This window comes from Methylocapsa palsarum (genome assembly GCF_900114285.1).
Lineage (GTDB): Bacteria > Pseudomonadota > Alphaproteobacteria > Rhizobiales > Beijerinckiaceae > Methylocapsa > Methylocapsa palsarum.
In genome coordinates, this window is the sequence record NZ_FOSN01000008.1 from 50,866 (window position 1) to 71,049 (window position 20,184).

Genomic DNA, 20,184 nt, shown 5'->3' on the forward strand with positions numbered 1-20,184 from the left:
CCGGTCGAATCTCGAATTGAATCTTAAATCTCATTCCGGTTGAAGACCGAAGCCTTATTCCGCCTCGTTCCAGGATTACCTGCGCGAAAAATTCACAGGGACGTCAGCTTCAGGTCAGCTTTCTGTCGCCTTTAACGGCGATAAGCCGTTTCACCTCAGGAGGAGCAAAAATGCTTTCCCGCTCTGAACCAAAAATTTCGATTGGCGTTGCTTTTTCGGAAGCCGCACATAACACTTGTTATAGTCTATAGTTTTTGTATATTATCTCCGGGTCAGATCGAAGAGGATTCTTATGCCCGACGCCTATGTCATTGAAATCGGCGGCCGCACCGCCGGAATTGTCGCCCGTGATCCACGCGACCTCAATTTCAACTTTTTCGCGGCGACGCATTCGTTCAACGCTATGGAGGGCCAGCGTTTTTCCGATCCGCTCGCGGCCGAACGAGTCGCGCGCCATCTCGCCAAGCACGGAAGCCTGCCGCGAGCCAGCGAACAATCGGGGCGCTCCTCTGAAGAACCTGCGAAGCTTAAATTCCCACTGTCTGGAGCTGTCCCCGGCGCGGCGGGCGTCAAGATATAGAATCGTTCCGCCTCCGGCATATCGAGTCGTTCCGGGGCGGGGCGGCTGCTCCATAACCCGTCCGTCTCTCTCACATTGAGTTGAAAACAGCGCGTTGAGAACAGCGCGTTTCTCCCTGTCGGCGTTGAAAAATTTCCGCCATCCTTCTCGCCTGCCTTGTTCGCTCCACAAGAAGAGTTTAACCGAAAGCGGCGAAACAGCGATTTGCCCGAGCCTGGGCGAACGCGCGTTGATCGGGCCGATGGACGAGCGTTGATTGAAACCGCTGATTTTACTTTTGGTTTCCCTCGCGGCCTTGGCCACGGCCGGCTGTACCGTCGGGCCGGATTACGAGCGGCCCCCTGCCCCTGAATCAGCGCACTACAAGGAGCTGAAGGGCTGGAAGGTTGCGACGCCCATGGACGGCGTCATCCGCGGCGCGTGGTGGGTCGTTTTCAAGGATCCCATCCTGAATTCACTCGTCCAACAGGTCGAAATCACCAATCAGAACGTGATCGCCGCGGAAGCGGCGTACCGCACCGCGCAAGCCGTGATCAAGGAAGCGCAATCAGGCCTGTTTCCGACCGTCACGACCAGTTACAATGGCCTTGGTTCGCACCTCGGGTCAGCAGTTTCGGGCTCCGGAGTGCCTACGACGATCGTAACCTCGACGCTCGCCGCCAACGCCAGCTGGGATCTGGACGTGTGGGGCAGGATCCGGCGTTCGATCGAAAGCAATACGGCGGCGGCTCAGGTTTCGGCGGCCGACCTCGCCAGCGCGACCCTGTCAGCGCAGTCGGCGCTCGCGACTAATTATTTCAATCTGCGCGCGGCTGACTCGCTTCAGGCGCTGCTTTACCGGACCGCCGCCCAATACAGGCGGACGCTGGAGATTACCCAGCATCAGTATGATGCCGGCACCGTCTCGAAGGCCGACGTGGCGACCGCGCAGACTCAAGTGTTCGACACCGAGGCCCAGGCGATCAACGTGGGCGTCGCGCGGGCCCAGTCCGAACACGCCATCGCCGCCCTGATCGGGAGGCCGCCGGCGGACCTCACCATCGCGGTTGGCGGGCTGGGAACCTATTTGCCGCAAATTCCGGCAAGCGTGCCTTCGCGCCTCCTGGAAAGGCGCCCGGATATCGCCGCGCAGGAAAGACTCATGCAGCAGGAAAACGCCCTGATAGGCGTCGCCGTCGCCGCTTATTACCCCGATATAAGTCTAAACGGCCAGTATGGAGTTATGGGCACAGGCGTTCTCGCGGCGTCGCTGGCGCACGAAATATGGAGTCTTGGGGCGACCGCCGTCCAGGTGGCCTTCGATGGCGGCTTTCGCGGCGCTCAGGTCGAGGCGGCGCGAGCGACATATGATCAGAGCGTCGCCAACTACCGCCAAACCGTCCTCACCGCCTTTCAGCAGGTCGAGGATTCTCTGGCCGCCATCAAGATCTACGCCAAGGAAGCAAAGGTGCAGGCGCAAGCGGTCAAATCAGCGCAGGAGGAGGTCGATATTCTCCTCAATCAATACAAGGCCGGCACGGTCGCTTTTACGGCTGTCGTCGTCGCGGAAGCGATGCTTCTATCGAACCAGCAAACCGATCTCACGATCAGGCAAAACAGATTTCTGTCAACCGTCAACCTGATCGGGTCTCTTGGCGGCGGATGGGACGCCTCCGAGCTTCCGAGCCTGCAGGCGCTCGAGAAAAACAATCCCCTCATCCCGCCCCTATGAAAGTTCTGGCCGGGGTTTTGAGCGTTCTGGCGAAGCCTGCTTCAAACACACGAGTCGCCGTCGAGGCGCGAATGTTATCTGGCGCGCCGGCGTATCATTCGCGGTCTGGAACGCCCATATTACAAATCGGTCATGCTTCAGCAAACCGGCGGTAAGCCAAGGCCGGATACCTCTGCCAGGCGGCAATCTACGAGAGCGCGGATCCAGAGCATGGAATTTCCGGGTCATGGATGATCGAACCCGAAGCGGAGGCGCCGGCGCGTCGGACGAATCTTTTCTCCGGGAGGAGGACGTCGACCGCCTCGACGCAAAGAGAATACCGTTCGGGCCCGCGGTGAAGCCGCGATCAAGGCTTCGGCCGGTCGCGCTTCTCGGACTTATCATTCTGCTGGGGCTCGCCGTCTACCGGATCGCGAATATCTCCGGCTCGGATCCTGATAAGGCCGAATCATCTTCGCCGCCGCCCCAGCCCGTCGCCGCCGCCACGATTGCGACAGGAGACGTTAAAGTCGTCGTGAACGCGCTCGGCGCCGTGACGCCGATCTCCACCGTGACGGTCAAGCCGAGGGTGAGCGGCCACCTGCTGGAGGTGGCCTACAAGGAAGGCCAGCTCGTCAAAAAAGGCGAGTTCCTCGCACAGATAGACCCCCGTCCGTTCGAACTGGCGGAACAGCAATATGAGGGGCAGTTGCTTCGCGACCAGGGCTTGCTCGATCAAGCGCGAACCAATCTCGTCCGGTATCAAACGCTCGTCAAACAGGCCTCGATCGCGCGCCAGCAGGCCGAAGATCAAGTCTTTCTGGTCAAACAATACGAAGGCTCGGTCAAATCCGATCAAGCTCAGATCGATAATGAAAAACTGAACCTCACCTATGCGCATGTCGTCTCGCCCATCGACGGCCGGGTCGGTTTGCGTCTGGTCGACGCTGGCAATTATGTCCAGACGACGGATTCCGGCATCGCGGTGATCACGCAGCTCAACCCGATTTCCGTCATCTTCACCGTTCCCGAGGACGACCTGCCGCAGATCGTCGAACAATTGCAGGCCGGCGCGACGCTCGACGCGACCGCTTTCGATCGCGCCAACATCACAAGGCTGGCGGCCGGCAAAGTGACGACGCTCGACAATCAGATCGATACGTCAACAGGCATGGTCAAACTGCGCGCCGAATTTCAAAACCCCGACAACAAGCTTTTTCCCAATCAGTTCGTCAACGTTCGGCTGTTGGTCAGGACGATGCGCGGCGTCGTCACCGTTCCGACAAACGCCATCCAGCACGGCGCGCCCGGCGCCTATGTCTATCTGATCGGCGCGGACGGCAAAGTGACCGCTCGCCCGGTCGAGCTCGGGCCGACGGATGGACCCGTTGCGGCCGTTCGCTCGGGATTGTCCGCCGGCGACAGGGTTGTCATCGAAGGCGCCGACCGGTTGCGCGAAGGCGCTTCTGTGACGATTCCAGCCGATGCGGATGGGTCTAGCGAGGCGGCGCAACCGAACGGCGGCGGAGGGCGCGGAAACCGCGCCCGACGGAGCGCTCCATGACGGGCACGAGGGAGCGCGCGAACGCGAATTCAAAACCATGAACCCCTCGCAACTGTTCATTCTGCGGCCCGTCGCGACGTCCCTTTTGATGATTGCGATCATCCTCGCGGGCGGTCTCGCCTACCGGTTCCTGCCCTTGTCGGCGTTGCCCGAAGTGGATTACCCGACCATTCAGGTTCGAACCTTTCTCCCGGGCGCAAGTCCGGAGGTCATGACCTCCTCGGTGACGGCGCCGCTTGAGCGGCAGCTGGGCCAGATGCCCGGGCTGAACCAGATGACCTCGGCAAGCTCGGCCGGCGCGTCGGTGATCACGCTGCAGTTCAACTTGAACCTCAGCCTCGACGTGGCTGAACAGGAGGTGCAGGCCTCCATCAACGCCGCGAACAACCTGCTGCCCAGCGACCTTCCGGCGCCGCCGATTTACGCCAAGGTCAATCCGGCCGACGCCCCGATCCTGACGCTGGCGATCTCCTCGAAAACGCTGAACCTGACCGAACTCGAAGACTTCAGCGAGACGCGGCTCGCGCAAAAGATTTCGCAGCAGCCAGGGGTCGGACTCGTCAGCATCAGCGGCGGCCAACGGCCCGCTTTAAGGGTTCAGTTCAACCCTCGAGCGCTTGCGGCTTACGGGCTCAACATCGACGATCTCCGTTCGACCATCGGCAACGCCAACGTCAACGCGCCCAAAGGGAGTTTCGACGGGCCAGCCCAGGGCTCGACGATCAACGCCAACGATCAGATCGCCAAGGCCTCCGACTACGCCGCCCTTGTCATCGCCTACCGCGACGGCGCCCCGGTGCGCCTTTCGGACGTCGCGACCGTCGTCAACGGTCCCGAAAACACGATGTTGAGCGCCTGGGCGAACTCAAAGCCGGCCATCATCCTCAACGTCCGGCGCCAGCCCGCCGCCAACGTGATCGCCGTCGTCAATGGCGTCAAGGCGCTGCTCCCCGCGCTCAAGGCGAGTCTTCCCTCCTCCGTGGACATCGAAATCCTCAGCGATCGCACCACCACGATTCGCGCCTCGGTCGCCGACGTCGAATTCGAACTCGGGCTCGCCGTCGCGCTCGTGATTCTGGTGATCTTCGTTTTTTTGAGGAATCTGCCTTCGACCATCATCCCGAGTCTGTCAGTGCCGCTGTCCCTGATCGGGACCTTCGCCGTCATGTATCTCCTCGGCTTCAGTCTCGACAATCTCTCCCTGATGGCGCTGACGATTTCGACCGGGTTCGTCGTGGACGACGCCATCGTCATGATCGAGAACATCACCCGTTATGTCGAGGCCGGGGATCCGCCTCTCGAGGCCTCGCTCAAAGGCTCGCGGCAGATCGGCTTCACCATCATTTCGCTCACGGTCTCGTTGATCGCCGTTCTCATCCCGCTGTTGTTCATGGGCGACGTGACCGGCCGCCTGTTTCACGAATTCGCGATCACCCTGGCGGTTACGATCGTGATCTCGGCCGTGGTGTCGCTCACCCTCGTGCCGATGCTTTGCGCAAGGCTGATCCATCATCGCCCCGAAGCCTCGCGCAGCCGTCTCGACCTCCAGGCGGAGCGTTGGTTCGACGCCGTCGTGGCCAAATATGGCCAGGCGTTGCAGGTTGTGTTTCGCCATCAGCCCTTGACGCTTTTTGTCGCGATCGCGACCCTCGCCCTGACGATCGCGCTCTACATCGTCATCCCCAAGGGCTTCTTTCCGGTTCAGGACACCGGCATGATTCAGGGCATCTCCGAAGGTCCCCAGAGCATTTCCTTCGCCGCCATGTCGGATCTCCAGCGTCAGCTGGGCGACGTCATTTTACAAGATCCCGCGGTCGAAAGCCTGAGCTCCTTTATCGGCGTCGACGGCGACAACACGACTTTGAACAGCGGCAGGTTTCTGATCAATCTCAAGCCGATTGAGATCCGCCGCAAGTCGGCCACCGAGATCGCGCGGCGCCTGCAGACGCGCGTCGCGGGCGTTCCCGGAGCGACGCTCTACCTCCAGCCGGTGCAGGATCTGACCATAGATTCCAGCATCAGCCGAGCGCAATATCGTTTTGTGCTGCAGAACGCCAATTCCGCTGAATTCGAGGCCTGGACGCCAAAGCTCATCCACCGGCTCGCGCAGGCGCCGGAGCTCGCCGACGTCGTCAGCGATACGCAGCAACAAGGCCTTGCCGTGAACCTCGTCATCGACCGCGCCACTGCGGCGCGGTTCGGAATCACGCCCGCGACCGTCGACAACGCTCTCTACGACGCCTTCGGTCAGAGAATCGTCTCGACGATCTACACGCAATCCAATCAATACAGAGTCATTCTCGAAGCTGATCCCGCGATTCAATCCGCTCTCCACAACCTCGATGCGATCTATTTGCCGTCTTCCTCATCGGGTTCGAACGGACAGGTTCCGCTGAAGGCCATCGTCCATGTGGAGCAGCGCAGCGGTCCGCTTCTGGTCACGCATCTCGGTCAATTTCCGGCGACCACAATCTCGTTCAACCCGGCGCCCGGCTATTCCCTCGGATCGGCGTTGCAGGCGATCGAACAGGCGCAGGCCGAAATCGGCCTGCCCCCGAGTTTCGTCGTCTCCTATCAGGGCGCGGCCGCCGCTTTTCGCGCATCAAGCACAAGCCAGTTGCTGCTGATCATCGCCGCAGTGGCGACGATGTATATCGTCCTTGGCGTCCTTTACGAAAGCTTCATCCATCCCGTCACGATCTTATCCACCCTGCCCTCGGCCGGCGTCGGCGCCTTGCTCGCGCTGATGGCGACGGGAGGCGAACTCGACGTCATCGCGGTCATCGGGATCATCCTTTTGATCGGCATCGTGAAAAAGAACGCCATCATGATGATCGACTTCGCCCTCGACGCCGAGCGAAACGCCGGCCTTTCGGCGCGCGACGCGATCTATCAGGCCTGCCTGCTGCGGTTTCGTCCGATTCTGATGACGACAATGGCGGCGATCCTCGGCGCGCTGCCGCTGATGCTTGGAACCGGGCCAGGGTCCGAGCTGCGCAATCCGCTTGGAATCGCAATCGTCGGCGGCCTTGTCGTCAGTCAGGTTCTGACGCTGTTCACCACGCCGGTCATTTACCTTTATTTCGACCGTCTCGCCGCCCGGTTTTCAACCCGCAATTCGCTTAATCCGCGTCCGGCTGACGGAGCCGCGGAATGAACCTTTCCGCCCCGTTCATCAATCGTCCGGTCGCGACGATCCTGCTGACGATCGGGATCGCGCTCGCCGGACTTCTCGCTTTTATGATTCTACCGGTTTCGCCTCTCCCGCAGGTGGATTTTCCAACCATTTTCGTGCAGGCGCAATTGCCGGGAGCCGACCCCGAGACCGTGGCGACGAGCGTCGCCGGTCCCCTGGAGCGCCATCTCGGGCAGATCGCGAACGTCACCGATATGACCTCGAAGAGCGGTCTTGGCCAGAGCAGCATCATCCTTCAGTTCGACGTCGATCGGGACATCGACGGCGCGGCGCGGGACGTTCAGGCCGCGATCAACGCCGCGCGCGCGGACCTGCCGACGAATTTGCGCAGCAATCCGACCTACCGCAAGGTCAATCCCGCGGATGCGCCGATCCTGATTCTCTCGCTTAGCTCCAAGACCTTGACGCAAGGGCAGGTCTACGACGCCGCAAGCAACATCCTGCAGCAAAGACTGTCTCAACTCGACGGCATCGGTCAGGTCGTTCTCGGCGGCTCCGCGCTGCCGGCGGTGCGCGTCGAAGTCAATCCGCACGCCCTCGCCAACTACGGCGTCGGTCTTGAAGACGTTCGCGCCGCTCTCGCCTCCGCCAACGCCAACAGCCCAAAGGGCACGATCGAGGACGGACGAAAGCGATACCAGGTCTACACGAACGATCAGGCGACGAAGGCCTCGGATTACATTCCGCTGATCATCGCCTACCGCAACGGCGCTCCGGTCTATCTGACCGATGTCGCGACGATTTCCGATTCCGTCGAGGATGTCCGCAACGTCGGTCTGGCGAATGGCGATCCGGCCATCATCGTCTTGCTCTTCCGTCAGCCGGGGGCGAACATTATCGGAACCGTGGACCGCGTGAAGGCGGAGCTTCCCCACCTTCAGGCCGCAATGCCGCCCGCGATCGAACTCGAGCTTCGATCCGACCGCAGCAACACGATCCGGGCGTCGCTTCATGACACCGAATGGACCTTGGCGCTCGCGATCGGACTGGTCACTTTGATCGTCTTCGCGTTCCTGCGCGATCTGCGCGCGACCCTCATTCCAAGCATCGCCGTCGCGGTTTCGATTGTCGGCACGTTCGGCGTGATGTATCTCTTGAACTACAGCCTCAACATTCTCTCTCTCATGGCGTTGACCATCGCCACCGGGTTCGTCGTCGACGACGCGATTGTTGTCCTCGAAAACATCACGCGATACCTCGAGGCGGGACTGAGCGGCCGGGAAGCGGCGTTGCGAGGCGCGCGCGAAGTCGGCTTCACCGTCGTGTCGATCAGTATTTCGCTCATCGCCGTTTTCACCCCCATTCTTTTGATGGGCGGCATTCTTGGCCGCCTCTTCCGCGAATTCGCCGTCACGCTGTCGGTCGCCGTTCTGATCTCGCTGATCCTGTCGCTGACCCTGACGCCGATGCTGTGCTCACTGCTGCTGCGGCCAAGGACGCACGACGCCGTCCCGCGCCGCTTCGATCCGTTCGCCGCCGTGCTCCGGGGCTACGAGCGAAGCCTTGCCTCCGCCCTGCGGCGGCCGCGCCTGGTGATGATCATCTTGCTCGCCACGATCGGGCTGAACGTCGCGCTGTTCTGGATCGTTCCAAAGGGCTTTTTTCCACAGCAGGACACCGGCCGCCTTATCGGGAATATCCTCGCCGACCAAAGCATCTCATTCGACTCGATGCGAAAGAAGCTGGAGGAGTTTCAGTCGATTGTGCAAAAAGACCCGGCCGTCGCCGGCGTCGTCGGCTTTACCGGGTCGGGGGGCGAAACCAACACCGCATCGATCTACGTCGTGCTGAAACCGACTTCCGAACGCTCCGTCACCGCAAACGAAATCATAGACCGGCTCCGCCACAAGCTCTCACGGATCGCGGGCGCGCGTCTTTATTTGCAGGCGGCGCAGGACATCCGCGTCGGCGGACGCTCGAGCAACGCCCAATATCAATACACATTGCAAGGCGACAGCACCGCAGAGATCTACGACTTCACGCCGCGCCTGGTGGAAGCGCTGCAGAACAATCCGATCCTCGCGGACGTCAGTTCGGATCAGCAGCAGCGCGGTCTCGAAACGGATGTCAAGGTGGACCGCGACACCGCCTCCCGTCTCGGCGTCAAGATGTCGGAGATCGACAACACGCTTTACGACGCCTTCGGCCAACGCCAGGTTTCGACCATCTACACGCCCATCAATCAATATCATGTGGTGCTGTCCGTGGCGCCGCGCTACTGGCGCGATCCCGCGATCCTCAAGGATCTGTATGTCAACACGTCGGGCGGAAATCCCGCCGCCACGGCGCAAACCAACCTGCCGTCTGGAACTGTCGTCGGCGAGGAATCGGAGACGCCCTCCGGCGCGACGACGGCTTCCGCGAGCGGCGCGACGAACGACGCGGCGCGCAACGCCTCCACAAACGCGCTGGCCAATTCGGGAAAGGGCGTCGCCTCCGCCGGCGCGCCGGTGAGCACCGTGCGGGCCAAGATGGCCCCGCTCGCCGCTTTCAGCCATTTTTCCGCCGGCAACACCCCGCTATCGGTCAGCCACCAGGGACTTTTCGTCGCCAGCACGATCTCCTACAACCTGCAACCTGGCGCTTCGCTGAGCCAGGCCGTCGCCGAAATCGAACGCGCCATGCGAACGCTCAACGCGCCCGCATCCATTCATGGCGGCCCGCAAGGCAACGCCCGCGCGTTCCAGGACTCGCTCTCGAACGAACTTTTCCTGATCCTCGCGGCCTTCGCGACGGTGTATATCGTCCTCGGCGTTCTCTATGAGAGCTTTATCCATCCGATCACGATTCTTTCGACCTTGCCGTCAGCGGGAGTTGGCGCGGTTCTGGCGCTTTTGCTGTTTCGCACCGAATTCAGCATCATCGGTCTGATCGGGGTCATTCTGCTGATCGGCATCGTCAAGAAAAACGCGATCATCATGATCGACTTCGCGCTCGAAGCCGAACGGTCGGAAGGGCTCTCGCCCCGCGACGCGATCTTCAGGGCCTGCGTCCTGCGCTTCCGGCCGATCATGATGACGACCTTCGCCGCGATTTTCGGCGCGATCCCGCTGGTCCTGAGCTTTGGCGACGGAGGCGAGATCCGCCGTCCTCTGGGCATCGCCATCGTTGGCGGCCTGATCGTCAGCCAGATCCTGACGCTTTACACGACGCCGGTCGTCTACCTCTATCTCGACCGCTTCCGGCTTTGGTCGAAGCGCCGCTGGAACCGTCTGTTTCCGGAATTGCCTGGACCCGCGCCAGAATCGACGCAGGAATCGACGTAGAGGAATCGACGTGGAAATCGGCGCCATGATCCCCGGCGCGCCCTGGAAATCGAATTATCTTGCCCGCACGCGCCCAATTTCTTGACTTCGCACCCTAAACTGGCCAGTTTCCGCGCACCTTCAACCCGCCCGGCGCCGATGCAAAGCTATCTTGATTTTGAAAAACCGGTCGCCGAACTCGAGGCCAAGGTCCAGGAACTTCGTCAGCTCGCGGCGCAGGGCGACGCGGTCGTCATTGGCGACGAGCTGGCGCGCCTCGAGGGCAAGGCCGAAAAGGCTCTCGTCGACCTCTACGCCAATCTGACGCCCTGGCAAAAGACCCAGGTGGCGCGGCATCCCCAAAGGCCGCATTTCGGCGATTACATCAAGGCGCTCATTACCGGCTTCACGCCGCTGTCCGGCGACCGGCAATTTGGCGAGGACGCCGCGATCGTCGGCGGATTTGGCTGGTTTCGCGGCCGATCCGTTTGCGTCATCGGGCAGGAAAAAGGCTTCGACACGTCCGGAAGGATCAAACATAATTTCGGCATGGCGCGGCCCGAAGGCTATCGCAAGGCCGCTCGGCTCATGCAGCTCGCCGACCGCTTTGGGCTGCCGGTCATTTCCCTGATCGACACGCCGGGCGCGTTCCCCGGGGTCGACGCCGAGGAACGCGGCCAGGCCGAGGCGATCGCCCGCGCGACCGACGCGTCTCTTGCGCTCCTCGTGCCCAATATCGCGGTGATCGTCGGCGAAGGCGGCTCCGGCGGCGCGATCGCGATCGCGAGCTGCAACAGCGTCCTGATGCTGGAGAACGCGATCTATACGGTCGCGTCCCCTGAAGCTTCGGCTTCGATCCTCTGGCGCGATTCGGCCAAGGCCGAAGACGCGGCAACAAATATGAAAATTACTGCCCAAGATCTGCTTAAATTCGGGATTATTGACAAGGTTGTCGCGGAGCCTGTCGGAGGCGCCCACCGCGATCCCGAAGCCGCGGCGCTGGCGACGGGAGACGCCATCGCCGACGCCTTGAGGGGTTTGGAGCACATGTCGCCCGACGAAATAAAGACGGCAAGAACAGACAAGTTCTTGAATATTGGCCGGAAAATCTGACCGGCCGGCAGGGGAAGCTCGCGCAAGGCCGCGGGTTTAAACCCATTAAATAAGCATTGCTTTACCAAAACTGGAAGATTGCCGGCGCGAAGCCGCGCGCGCTGGCAGAATAGCGCCGCAATCGCTTCGTAAGCTTAGGCGTTTGGCGCAAGCCAGCCGCTCGAAGGGCCGTGGACCGCTTTGGCGGCCATGGAATATTCAAAGGGCCAGAGACAAATGATTCGCAAACCTTTTGTCCATCGCGCCGCCGCATTGGCTCTCCTTTCCGGGTTGGCGGTTCCGCTCGCCGGCTGCGAGGACAGCGGCCTTACGCCCAACGCGCACGCCTACGCGCCGATCGCTCCCGAAACCCTCGCCCTGATGGAAGAGAAGGGAACCACCAAAAGCGCGCCGGTTCTCATCCGCACGTACAAGAAAGAGTCCGAGCTCGAAATCTGGAAAATGAAGGCGGACGGGCGGTACGCGCTCCTGAAGACCTACCCGATGTGCCGCTGGTCCGGCCAGCTTGGCCCCAAGGTCCGCGAGGGCGACCGCCAGGTGCCCGAAGGCTTCTATTCGATCACGCCCGCCCAGATGAACCCCAATTCGGCCTATTATCTCTCGATGAACGTCGGCTACCCCAACGCCTATGACCGGGCGATGGGTCGCGCCGGCGGCTCGATCATGGTGCATGGCGTTTGCTCGTCCGCAGGTTGCTTCTCGATGACCGACCCGCAGATCGGCGAGATTTACGCCATCGCCCGCGAGGGCTTCGCCGGCGGCCAGCGCGCCGTGCAGATGCAGTCCTACCCGTTTCGCATGACCGCCGAGAATCTCGCCAAATACCGGCTCGATCCAAACATCAGCTTCTGGAAACAGCTGAAGGAAGGATCCGATAATTTCGAGGTGACCAGACAGGATGTCCGGATCGGCGTTTGCGACAAGCATTACGTCTTCAATGCTGTTCCGGCGAACGGCTCCCAATTCGACGCGACGGCGGCCTGCCCGCCGCTCAAGCGCGACGACGAAGTCCAGCGCCTCGTCGCCCAGAAGGAGCAAAAGGACTCAACAAAAATCGCTGAACTCGCGGCTCAAGGCGTTCGTCCCGTGCGAACGGTTTACGCCGACGGCGGCCAGCATCCCTCGTTCGCCTCGAAGCTCCAGAGCGTGAGCCGCCCCGAAGCGCTGGCGCAAGGTCCTGTCGATATCGCGCTCGACGATGGAACGGCGGCGAGCAAGAAAATCCGCCTGTCTCCGGCCGTGCAACTCGCAGGGCTGAGGGCGAGCGCGCCCGCTTCCGCGACGATCGTCGCCCCCAGCAATCCGGCCGACGTGACCGGGACGATATCCGAGCCCGTCAAGCAATCAGCCTCGCTTCTGGGCCGCTGGTTCGGACCAAAAGCGTCCGCGGACGACGCCGCGCCCGCAGCGGCCGCAACGGCGAGCGCTTCGGTCGCAACGGCTGTCACCCCGCCGCCCGCCGCGCCCCAAACCGCCAAAAGCAAGCAGGCCGCAGTGACGGCGAAACCCGCCTCCCCGACCGTCAAGGCGAAAACCCAGGCGGCCACGCCTGCGGCCAAACCCGCCAAGGAGATCACCGGAGCGACCGCGGCTCCGCCGCCGCCCGCAAAGGCGTCCGGTCTGACGACGCCGGCGGCGACTGTCGCCGTCGCCGATCAACTGCCTCGTTGAGCCCGCGCGCGGGCGCGAAATTCGTGACCTGCTGAGTCTTTGTACGTCTGATGACGTCCGGGCTATGCTTCTTGGGAAGTGCGCGTCGTTTCCGGAATCAGACAGCGGATGAGCAAGGCCTTCACCAGGGAAACCGGGACGGACGACGATCTCGACGACGAGATCGATGAAATCGACGCATTGCCCGCCGGAACAAAAAACTACATCACGCCCGAAGGAATGGCGCGGCTGCAGGCCGAGTTCGCGCGCCTCCACCAGGTCGAGCGTCCTGAAGTCGTCGCCACCGTCTCCTGGGCGGCGGGCAACGGCGACCGCTCCGAAAACGGCGATTATATCTACGGCAAGCGACGGCTGCGCGAAATCGACCGCCGCATGCGGTTCCTTCGAAAACGGATGGAGATCGCGGAAATCGTCGATCCCGCGCGGCAGACAAACCGGCGCCAGGTCTTTTTCGGCGCGACGGTTCGCTACATCAATCCACGCGACGAGGAAAAAACCATCCGAATCGTCGGCGTCGACGAAGCGCGCTCGGACCTCGGCGAAGTCAGCTGGATCTCGCCCATCGCCAGGGCGCTTCTGAAGGGCCGGGAGGGCGACGAAGTGGAGGTGCGAACCCCAAAGGGCGTCGAAAAAATCGAGATCGTGAAGATCGAATATTGAGGCGAAGGAGACTCGCATGCCGGACATTTCGGCGGCTCACGGGCAACCTGATTCGCAAAAGATCATCGGCCTTTATGATCGGCATGCGCGGGCGTTCGATCGGGAACGAAACCGCAGTCTGTTCGAAAGACCCTGGCTTGATCGCTTCCTGCGCCTGCTCCCCGCCGGAGGATCAATTCTTGACCTCGGATGCGGGGTTGGCGAGCCGATCGGCCGCTATTTCATCGAGTCGGGACGCGAGGTGGTCGGCGTCGATTCGTCCCCCGCCATGATCGCCGTATGCAAAAATCGCTTTCCACGCGGCACTTTTGTTGAAGCGGACATGCGCACTTTATCGTACCCGCGCAGCTTCTCGGGCATTATCGCTTCGGACAGTTTTTTTCATCTGACCCCGGCGGATCAGCGCAAGATGTTCGGCGTTTTTCGTCAGCACGCCGATAAGGGAGCCGCTCTTATCTTTACAAGCGGCCCCGCCTATGGGGTGTCAATGGGCGAATACCATGGCGAGCCGCTCTACCACGCCAGTCTCGATGTGGCCGAATATCACGCGCTTCTCGACCAAAACGGCTTTCAGGTCGTGTCCTTTGCCCTCGAAGACCCGGATTGCGGCGGTCATACAATCTGGCTTGCGAAAATGACTTCGCCGATTCGCCCCGACGTTTGATCTTGCGCCCGCCCTACCCCAGATTCAACTCGTGGAAAAAGTCATTGCCCTTGTCGTCGATGACGATGAAGGCCGGAAAATCCTCCACCTCGATCTTCCAGATCGCCTCCATGCCGAGTTCCGGATATTCGAGAACCTCGACCTTCCTGATGCAGTCCTGCGCCAGCCGCGCCGCCGCGCCGCCGATCGACGCCAGGTAAAATCCGCCGTGCTTGGCGCAGGCCTTGCGCACCTGCGGCGACCGGTTCCCCTTGGCGACCATGACCAGCGAACCGCCGGCGCTCTGAAACTGGTGGACGTAGGAATCCATGCGCCCCGCCGTCGTCGGCCCGAACGAGCCCGAGGCGAACCCCTCAGGCGTCTTGGCGGGTCCGGCGTAATAGACCGGATGGTTCTTGAAATAATCGGGCAGCGGCTCGCCGGCCTCGAGCCGCTCCTGAATCTTCGCGTGAGCGAGATCGCGGGCGACGATCATGGGGCCGCTGAGAGATAACCTTGTCTTGATCGGGTGACGCGACAATTCGGCGAGAATCTCCGGCATCGGCCGTGTGAGATCGATCCTGACGACTTCGCCTCCGAGCGCGGCCTCGTCGATGGCGGGAAGATATTTCGCCGGGTCGTGCTCCAGTTCTTCGAGGAAGATCCCGTCGCGGGTGATCTTGCCAAGCGCCTGTCGGTCCGCCGAACAGGAGACGCCAAGGCCGATGGGCAGCGAGGCGCCATGGCGCGGCAGTCGCACGACGCGCACGTCATGGCAGAAATACTTGCCGCCGAACTGCGCGCCGACCCCGAGGTCCTGCGTGAGCCTCAAGATTTCCTCTTCGAGCCCGAGGTCGCGGAAGGCGTGACCGTCCTCGCCGCCCGATAAAGGCAGCGAATCGAGATAATGGGCCGAGGCGAGCTTAACCGTCTTGAGATTGAGTTCAGCCGACGTGCCGCCAATGACGATGGCGAGGTGATAGGGCGGGCAGGCGGCGGTGCCGAGCGTCAGAATCTTTTCCTTCAGGAATTCGACCAGGCGGTCGTGGCTCAGAAGCGAAGGCGTCGCCTGAAACAGGAACGTCTTGTTGGCGGAGCCGCCGCCTTTCGCGAGGAACAGAAATTTGTAGGCGTCCTCGCCCTCGCTGTAGATTTCGATCTGCGCCGGGAGATTATCCCTTGTGTTCTTCTCCTCGAACATTGAGAGGGGCGCCAGCTGCGAATAGCGCAGGTTCCTCTTCTCGTAGGCGTCGCGGATGCCCTCGGCGATCGCCGATTCGTCATCGCCTTCGGTCATGACGAAGCGCCCTTTCTTGCCCATGACGATGGCCGTGCCGGTGTCCTGGCACATCGGCAGCACGCCGCCGGCCGCGATGTTGGCGTTCTTCAACAAATCATAGGCGACGAATTTGTCGTTCGGCGTCGCTTCGGGATCGTCGAGGATCCGGGCGAGCTGGGCGAGATGCGCGGGCCGCAGCAAATGATTGATGTCGATCATCGCCTGTTCGGCGAGAAGGCGCAGCGCCTTCCGCTCCACGACCAGAACCTCGCGTCCGGCAAAGGTTTCGACACGGGACCCATGCGGGGAGAGCTTGCGGTAGGCGGTCTCATCCTTGCCGAATTTGAACAGCGGGTGATAGTGGAAGGTCATCGTGGAAGCAGCCTCATGGCGTTGCGCTGACCTATTCTAGAGCGCTTCTGGATCAGATGAAATCTGCGGATTGGGGCGCCTCGCTCAATGTCAGGAAGCTGGAGCCAATTCGACCCGGTCCGGGTTTTAAAGGACCGTTCCGGCAAAGCCGCCCGCAAGCAGGAAAGCCAAGGCCTTGAAATTTCCGTTTCCCGTCCTCGTCTGCGACATCGGCGGCACGAATGCGCGATTCGCCCTGGCCGCGGGCCCGGGCGCGCCGCTGGAGCCTGGTCCGCATGTCAGGACCGCCGACTTCCCTAGCTTTGAGGACGCCGTCGCGGCCGCCGTTCCTCGCCTTTCAGCCCGCCCGCTTTCGCTCATCGCCTGCGCCGCGGGACCTGTGGCCGGCCGGACGGTGAAATTGACAAATGCGAACTGGCTGATCGACGGCGAAACAGTGGCGGCGCGAGCCGCGCTCCGTCAGGGTCTGCTGCTGAACGATTTCGAAGCGCAGGCGCTGTCCCTCCCCGTGCTCCGGCGCGAGGCGACCATTCCGATCGGGCGCGATTTCAAGCCCCGCCCCGGAGTTCAACTCGTTATCGGCCTCGGCACCGGGCTCGGCGCGGCCGCTTTGATCGAAGCCGATGGCCGCCATCTCGTCCTGCCGACCGAAGCCGGGCATATGGATTTTGGTCCGAAGGGGACAAAACAGGCGGCGATCTGGTCTCGCCTCGACACGAGACCGCACGGCAGGATCAGCGTCGAGACGCTTCTCTCGGGGTCCGGCCTTGCGCGCCTGCACCGCGCGCGCCGCCTCGAGGAGGGACAAGCCGAACCTTCGTTGGACGAGATCGCGCTGGTCGCACGGGCGAACGCGGATCCCGGCGGCGACGAAGCCGCGACGCTTCGGCTGGCGTGGAGCCTCGTCGCGCGATTTTCGGGCGATTTCGCGCTGGCTTTCCTCGCCAAGGGCGGCGTGACCTACGCGGGCGGAATTCTGCCAAGGCTGGTGAAGTTTCTGAATGCGCAGGACTTCCGCGCCGAATTCGAAAACAAGGCTCCGCTTGAGGACGTCCTGCGAAGCATCGCTACAAGGCTGATCGTCGCCAAGGATTCGGTCCTGTCCGGCATGGCCGCGATCGCAGCGGCGCCGCAGAATTATGCGATCGATTACGCGCGGCGCGCCTGGCGCTGAACCGGGTTTCGGATCAAGCCGCGTGCGACGTCGTTTCTTCGGTCAGAACCGCGTAGAGCGCGCTGACGTCGCGAGCGGCCCGAAGTTTCGTCGTGACCGAGGGATCGCGCAGCAGACGCGCGATCCGGGCCAGCGCCTTCAGATGATCCGCGCCTGCAGATTCAGGGGCGATCAGAAGGCAGATGAGATCCACCGGCGCTCCGTCCAGCGCCTCGAAATCAATGGGGCGCACGAGACGGGCGAAAATGCCGAAAATGGATTTCGCCTTGATCAGTTTGGCGTGAGGGATCGCGATCCCTTCGCCAACTCCGGTCGAACCAAGCCGCTCGCGCTGGAGCACGGCGTCGAAAATCTCGCGCGCGGGCAATTTCGACAATTGCGCGGCCCGTTCGCTCAGTTCCTGAAGCGCAAGTTTCTTCGTATTCGCCTTGAGCGACGGAAGGATCGCATCAAGCGTGATCAAATTGGACGATAGCATGAGATGAAGCAATGTCTTCGAAGCCCGTCTTCGGCAGATGGAGTGAGGTGTTCGCGGCGCAGACTCGTCAACGCGGGGAGCGGATCATGGCCGCCCAGGATCTATCCAGCCGATATTGCCGTCGGCGCGGCGATAAACGATATTTGTCCTGCCATCCGAGTCATGACGAAAGACCAGAACGGGGGCATTAGTCAAGTCCAACTCCATCACGGCCTTGGAGACTGTCATCCTCTTAAACGCGGAAGACGGCTCGGCGATGACCGCTGGATTGAGACTTCCGTCCTCGCCGGTCCAAGGCCTCAGAGGCGGAAAATCATCGAACCGCTCGTCTGCGGACTCCTCGGCGTCCGCGAGCCCCGACGCCGCCTTTCCACCATTCAGCTTCAAAGCGGCCGGAGGGGCGGACAGATCCTCCGCCGCATGATGATCAGACAGGCGCTTCCTGTAGCGGCGGACCCGCCTTTCGATCTTGTCGGCGGCGCGATTGAAGCTGGCGTAGGGCTCGCGCGCCTTGGCGTCGGCCTGAAGCGTCGCGCCCGAGTTCAGATGCAACGTGCAATCAGTGCGAAAGCCTGATCCTTCCGGCTCGATCGTGACATGGCCAATGATCGGCCCGGCACCGTATTTCGTGAACGCCGCATCGATCCGCGCCTCGACGTGCGAGCGAAGCGCTTCGCCAATGTCCAAATTCTTGCCCGAGACGCGCAACGTCATTGCCCATTCTCCGCTTGCCGGCTTCGGCGCTAGCTTCTTGTCGTCGTCTTGTTTGTGACGTTCTTGTTAAAGGGTTAGGAGCGTCTCCTTTCGAAGTCAATGGCTCGATTGGGGGGTCCGCAGGCGCTTAAGAAAGACGAAATCCGGGGCGCAGCGGGGATGCCTGAGGCCTTTCATGCTTTGACGCGGCGGCGTTCGACCGACGAGGGGATTTTCAGGCTTTCGCGATATTTGGCGACGGTGCGCCGGGCGATGCCGATATTCGCCTCCTTGAGCTTCGCGACGATCGCGTCGTCGGAAAGAACGTCGTCGGCGCGCTCGCGGTCGATCATCTGGCGGATCCGGTGCCGCACCGATTCCGCGGAATGGGCGTCGCCGCCATGATGCGAGGCGATCGACGCCGTGAAGAAATACTTGAGCTCGAACAGGCCGCGCGGCGTCGCCATGTATTTGTTCGACGTCACCCGCGACACCGTTGATTCATGCATGCCGATCGCGTCTGCGATCATCTTCAGGTTCAGCGGGCGCAGATGCTCGACGCCATGCGCGAAGAAAGCGTCCTGCTGGAGAACGATCTCGCTCGAAACCTTGAGGATGGTGCGCGCCCGCTGTTCGAGGCTTTTTGTCAGCCAGTTGGCGGTTTGCATGCAAGACGACATGAAGGCTTTTTCGGTGTCGTTGACCTTGCCTTTGGAAACCTGGGCCACGTAGGAATTGTTCACGAGAACGCGTGGAAGGACTTCCGTGTTCAGTTCGACATGCCAAGCTCCGTCGGGCTGGCGCCGCACGATCACGTCGGGCACGAGCGGCTGAATCGATCCGCCGCCAAACGCCCGCCCGGGCTTGGGATCGAGCCGCCGGATTTCAGCCAGCATATCAACGATGTCGTCTTCGTCGACGTTGCAGATCTTCCGCAGGGCGGCGAAATCGCGCTTGGCGAGAAGCGGCAGGTTGGCGACCATGGCCTTCATCGCGGGATCGAAGCGGTCGCGCTCGCGCAATTGAATGGCGAGGCATTCGGCGATGTCCCGGGCGCCGACGCCGGAAGGATCAAATGTCTGGATCACGGCGAGGATGCGCTCAAGCCTTTCGCTCCGCACCTGAAGGCGCGCCGCGACCTCATCCAGAGACGCGGAAAAGTATCCGGCGTCGTCAATCGAATCAATCAGGACCTGGCCGATCAGCCGGTCGGTCGGATCCGAAACGGCGAGGTTCAACTGAGTCTCCAAATGGTCCTTGAGACCGATTTCAGCGGCGAGATAGGCCTCAAGGTTGGACGCTTCGCCATCACCTGAGGGGCCGCCCGAAGGACCGGACCAGGAGGTCGACGAGAGTCCCGCGCCCTCCATGGGCGCGGCTTGTTCGCCCGGCGTCGCGGCCCGATCGTCATCGAACGCGTTCGACAATTCGGTGCCAAGGCTGGATTCCAGGGAACCGCGATCGGTCGCGAACGAGTCCGAACTCCAATCGACTTCGCCCGCGTCGCTGAACGTCTCGCTTGCGCCCGCCTCGGCGGCGTCGCCGCCGCCTGCCGCCCCTGCCCCATCGGCGGCGTCAAGCGCGCGCGCCACGTCCTCGGCGCTTTCCAGAAGCGGATTTCGTTCGAGCTCCTCCTGGACGAATTGGGTCAGTTCAACATTCGAAAATTGCAGAAGCTTGATGGCCTGCAGCAGTTGAGGCGTCATGACCAGGGATTGCCCCTGACGCATGATAAGCTTGGTTGAGAACGCCATGGTTAAATCATCTAACCGTTGATGCGAAAGTGCCCGCCATTTAGGCCCGTTTCTTGCATCATATCACGAAAA

General features: G+C 61.9%; 14 protein-coding genes. 10 read left to right on the forward strand and 4 right to left on the reverse strand.

The genetic code is table 11. The features are described from left to right. Positions 1 to 292 precede the first annotated feature (292 nt). The 9 genes from BM177_RS10425 (at position 293) to BM177_RS10465 (ending at position 14,383) form a co-directional block, all read left to right on the forward strand. A complete protein-coding gene (locus BM177_RS10425) occupies positions 293 to 580 on the forward strand; it encodes a hypothetical protein (protein ID WP_091681949.1) in 288 nt (95 codons plus the stop codon). A gap of 256 nt (positions 581 to 836) precedes the next feature. Then, positions 837 to 2,291 (forward strand): efflux transporter outer membrane subunit, encoded by a 1,455-nt coding sequence (locus tag BM177_RS10430; protein WP_091681951.1) that lies wholly within the window; start codon positions 837 to 839, stop codon positions 2,289 to 2,291. A 226-nt stretch (positions 2,292 to 2,517) separates the two neighbouring features. After that, complete coding sequence (locus BM177_RS10435; protein WP_091681953.1) at positions 2,518 to 3,834, forward strand: efflux RND transporter periplasmic adaptor subunit; 1,317 nt, start codon at positions 2,518 to 2,520, stop codon at positions 3,832 to 3,834. 37 nt (positions 3,835 to 3,871) lie between these two features. Beyond that, positions 3,872 to 6,991, forward strand: a complete 3,120-nt coding sequence (locus BM177_RS10440; protein WP_091682224.1) for an MdtB/MuxB family multidrug efflux RND transporter permease subunit — start codon at positions 3,872 to 3,874, stop codon at positions 6,989 to 6,991. Next, positions 6,988 to 10,296 (forward strand): efflux RND transporter permease subunit, encoded by a 3,309-nt coding sequence (locus BM177_RS10445; RefSeq protein ID WP_091681956.1) that lies wholly within the window; start codon positions 6,988 to 6,990, stop codon positions 10,294 to 10,296. The genes BM177_RS10440 and BM177_RS10445 overlap by 4 nt, the downstream gene beginning before the upstream one ends. Before the next feature lie 138 nt (positions 10,297 to 10,434). Further along, a complete protein-coding gene (locus tag BM177_RS10450) occupies positions 10,435 to 11,388 on the forward strand; it encodes an acetyl-CoA carboxylase carboxyltransferase subunit alpha (RefSeq protein ID WP_091681958.1) in 954 nt (317 codons plus the stop codon). Between the two features lie 216 nt (positions 11,389 to 11,604). Then, positions 11,605 to 13,059 (forward strand): L,D-transpeptidase family protein, encoded by a 1,455-nt coding sequence (locus tag BM177_RS10455; protein ID WP_139223590.1) that lies wholly within the window; start codon positions 11,605 to 11,607, stop codon positions 13,057 to 13,059. Positions 13,060 to 13,167: 108 nt separating this feature from the next. After that, complete coding sequence (gene greB / locus BM177_RS10460; protein WP_091681963.1) at positions 13,168 to 13,719, forward strand: transcription elongation factor GreB; 552 nt, start codon at positions 13,168 to 13,170, stop codon at positions 13,717 to 13,719. A 16-nt stretch (positions 13,720 to 13,735) separates the two neighbouring features. Beyond that, positions 13,736 to 14,383, forward strand: coding sequence for a class I SAM-dependent DNA methyltransferase (locus BM177_RS10465; protein WP_091681966.1), 648 nt, complete (start codon positions 13,736 to 13,738; stop codon positions 14,381 to 14,383). A 13-nt stretch (positions 14,384 to 14,396) separates the two neighbouring features. On the opposite strand, the gene BM177_RS10470 is transcribed toward BM177_RS10465, so the two are convergent. After that, complete coding sequence (locus BM177_RS10470; protein ID WP_091681968.1) at positions 14,397 to 16,013, reverse strand: fumarate hydratase; 1,617 nt, start codon at positions 16,011 to 16,013, stop codon at positions 14,397 to 14,399. A gap of 175 nt (positions 16,014 to 16,188) precedes the next feature. Between BM177_RS10470 and BM177_RS10475 the strand changes: the two genes are divergently transcribed. Then, positions 16,189 to 17,187, forward strand: a complete 999-nt coding sequence (locus BM177_RS10475) for a glucokinase (RefSeq protein ID WP_091681970.1) — start codon at positions 16,189 to 16,191, stop codon at positions 17,185 to 17,187. Between the two features lie 13 nt (positions 17,188 to 17,200). Here BM177_RS10475 and ptsN read toward each other — a convergent pair whose 3' ends face one another. The 3 genes from ptsN to rpoN form a co-directional block, all read right to left on the reverse strand. After that, the gene (gene ptsN, locus BM177_RS10480; RefSeq protein ID WP_091682227.1) at positions 17,201 to 17,665 is read right to left on the reverse strand and encodes a PTS IIA-like nitrogen regulatory protein PtsN; all 465 of its coding nucleotides are present in this window, start codon (positions 17,663 to 17,665) and stop codon (positions 17,201 to 17,203) included. A gap of 84 nt (positions 17,666 to 17,749) precedes the next feature. Next, positions 17,750 to 18,379 carry a ribosome hibernation-promoting factor, HPF/YfiA family gene (gene hpf / locus BM177_RS10485; protein ID WP_091681972.1) on the reverse strand — a complete coding sequence of 210 codons (630 nt, stop codon included), beginning with the start codon at positions 18,377 to 18,379 and terminating at the stop codon, positions 17,750 to 17,752. Positions 18,380 to 18,552: 173 nt separating this feature from the next. Continuing rightward, on the reverse strand, positions 18,553 to 20,112 hold the full coding sequence (gene rpoN, locus BM177_RS10490; protein WP_091681974.1) for an RNA polymerase factor sigma-54: 1,560 nt from the start codon (positions 20,110 to 20,112) through the stop codon (positions 18,553 to 18,555). Positions 20,113 to 20,184 lie beyond the last annotated feature (72 nt).

What these genes read in the sequence shown, in the direction of transcription:
- BM177_RS10425 (WP_091681949.1), top strand. Translation starts at nt 293, where the DNA reads ATGCCCGACGCCTATGTCATTGAAATCGGCGGCCGCACCGCCGGAATT.
- BM177_RS10435 (WP_091681953.1), top strand. Translation starts at nt 2,518, where the DNA reads ATGGATGATCGAACCCGAAGCGGAGGCGCCGGCGCGTCGGACGAATCT.
- BM177_RS10440 (WP_091682224.1), top strand. Translation starts at nt 3,872, where the DNA reads ATGAACCCCTCGCAACTGTTCATTCTGCGGCCCGTCGCGACGTCCCTT.
- BM177_RS10445 (WP_091681956.1), top strand. Translation starts at nt 6,988, where the DNA reads ATGAACCTTTCCGCCCCGTTCATCAATCGTCCGGTCGCGACGATCCTG.
- BM177_RS10450 (WP_091681958.1), top strand. Translation starts at nt 10,435, where the DNA reads ATGCAAAGCTATCTTGATTTTGAAAAACCGGTCGCCGAACTCGAGGCC.
- BM177_RS10455 (WP_139223590.1), top strand. Translation starts at nt 11,605, where the DNA reads ATGATTCGCAAACCTTTTGTCCATCGCGCCGCCGCATTGGCTCTCCTT.
- greB (WP_091681963.1), top strand. Translation starts at nt 13,168, where the DNA reads ATGAGCAAGGCCTTCACCAGGGAAACCGGGACGGACGACGATCTCGAC.
- BM177_RS10465 (WP_091681966.1), top strand. Translation starts at nt 13,736, where the DNA reads ATGCCGGACATTTCGGCGGCTCACGGGCAACCTGATTCGCAAAAGATC.
- BM177_RS10470 (WP_091681968.1), bottom strand. Translation starts at nt 16,013, where the DNA reads ATGACCTTCCACTATCACCCGCTGTTCAAATTCGGCAAGGATGAGACC.
- ptsN (WP_091682227.1), bottom strand. Translation starts at nt 17,665, where the DNA reads ATGCTATCGTCCAATTTGATCACGCTTGATGCGATCCTTCCGTCGCTC.
- hpf (WP_091681972.1), bottom strand. Translation starts at nt 18,379, where the DNA reads ATGACGTTGCGCGTCTCGGGCAAGAATTTGGACATTGGCGAAGCGCTT.
- rpoN (WP_091681974.1), bottom strand. Translation starts at nt 20,112, where the DNA reads ATGGCGTTCTCAACCAAGCTTATCATGCGTCAGGGGCAATCCCTGGTC.